This is a genomic window from Vibrio sp. OPT46, assembly GCF_015163535.1.
In the GTDB taxonomy this organism is placed as follows: Bacteria; Pseudomonadota; Gammaproteobacteria; order Enterobacterales; family Vibrionaceae; genus Vibrio; species Vibrio alginolyticus.
Window position 1 is genome coordinate 1 of the sequence record NZ_JADDYG010000245.1, and the last position, 1,639, is coordinate 1,639.

Genomic DNA, 1,639 nt, shown 5'->3' on the forward strand with positions numbered 1-1,639 from the left:
AGTACTTTGTTTTTATATCCAGCAACAATTGGCCCATCGCTACTAAACGTAAATTCTTCCCAATTGTTATCCAAAGGAAAGTTTTGATTCATTAAGTACTCGAAATGCGCAACCCTTGGTAAGGTATAATGGTAGATCTTGCCGTTTGCAGACTTTACAGTACCTTGGAATGACTGATACGCATCATTTAAAGCCGCTTTAGCCGAAGCGTCTGCGAGTTCACTTATATTTAGTAGTTCAGAAGGTAGGAACCCTTGTGATTCCAAGTATTGTGGGATTTCACCACCAAGGCGATATCGAAGGTAGTCCGGATTAAGTTCGAATTTACCCTGTAGATCTGCAGCAATTGACTGAACTAGCTTTGCTAAATGTTGAATACCTTCAATATCTTTTTTAACATTCAACTCCCTCATTATCTGTTGTAAAGACAACCTTAAATATTGCGACGAACGTAGGTTAGGTACTTTGTAGAGGGCTTCTTTTTGAAATACAGAGTGTTGAATGTTAGTTACCCAAATAGTAGACATCTCCAAATCAGAATAGGAACTAAACTCCTTCACCTTGCCATCGACACAAGAGAATCCACTCCTAGGTTTTTTTTCATCGTTGAATATCGCTACGCCATATGTGTTCATTAATATCCTATCCTTCTAAACTAGAGATATGGTTGTTCACTATTTCTGGCCAATTATTTGGGTCATAGAAATCAGAAAAGAAGTCTTGGTTCCTACTCCACTCCTCTATTTCTCGAGAAAAGGAACTTGGAGTAAATAGCAACCTTAAATGAGGGTACTTTAACTGACGTTCGGAATACTCTTTGTCGTTCATAGCACGAAAGTCTTCTGCTAGTGCCCTAATATTGGTTATTTTGTACACTTGACTTACTTGCTGCGCCGTAGCAGAAAGGAGCTCAATCCAGAGCCCTGTATCACGTGCAATACGCAGAAGCGTAGTACCGCATTTTTCTGGACCTTGGATTTTTGCTAAGTAATTTGCAACCCAAGATATTCGAACGTAAGCATTGAGCTCCTCCTGGGTCAAAGAGGGACAAAAAACTAAAGTGGCAAGTTTATTATCTGCAACAAAACCCAGATGTTCACACATATGACATAGAGGGCATTTACACTCAAAGTTAATGATTTCGTTATGTTTGTGATTCCCATCCTTGTGATGAACATGTTGATACTTTTCTGAACGAAAATGGCAATCAGTACAGCGATAGTCAACATCTGATAAAAACTCCACCCTTTTTAGTTGAAAGTCTTTATCATCAGATGGTTCTGGTGGTTCTGATAAACGCCATTGATGGCTTCTACTAACACCTATGAACATTACTCACCTATATATGTCATTTGTGGATATTTTACAATACCACAATTATCATAATAATTTGGATGATTAACAAGGAATAATTTGGAGAGGCGTTAACGTAGCGCTTATACCAAGGTCGAACTGAGTTCTTTTCCGATTGATATCTTTATAACGTTGGCTGGTGAACAGTAGAGGTTGGCGAGCGATTATGAGTAAAGATGTGGCTTCTTTCTTTTTCTGTTGCTTATAAATGCTGATGTTTCGGGTTATCGATTTATGCTACGCCATAGCTGTTTAATAGTGGCATTTGTATGATGCTTGCGGTTAG

General features: G+C 38.6%; 2 protein-coding genes. Both read right to left on the bottom strand.

The genetic code is table 11. From position 1 onward, the window contains the following. The coding region (locus tag IQR33_RS10970) for a hypothetical protein (RefSeq protein WP_228013854.1) at positions 1-635 on the bottom strand (635 nt) is incomplete at its 3' end. Positions 636-642: 7 nt separating this feature from the next. Then, entirely contained in the window at positions 643-1,332 is a 690-nt protein-coding gene (locus IQR33_RS10975; protein ID WP_069489556.1) for an HNH endonuclease, read from the bottom strand. Between the last annotated feature and the right edge of the window lie 307 nt (positions 1,333-1,639).

Bases quoted from the DNA above. Each gene is read 5' to 3' on its own strand.
- IQR33_RS10975 (WP_069489556.1), bottom strand. From the start codon at position 1,332: ATGTTCATAGGTGTTAGTAGAAGCCATCAATGGCGTTTATCAGAACCA.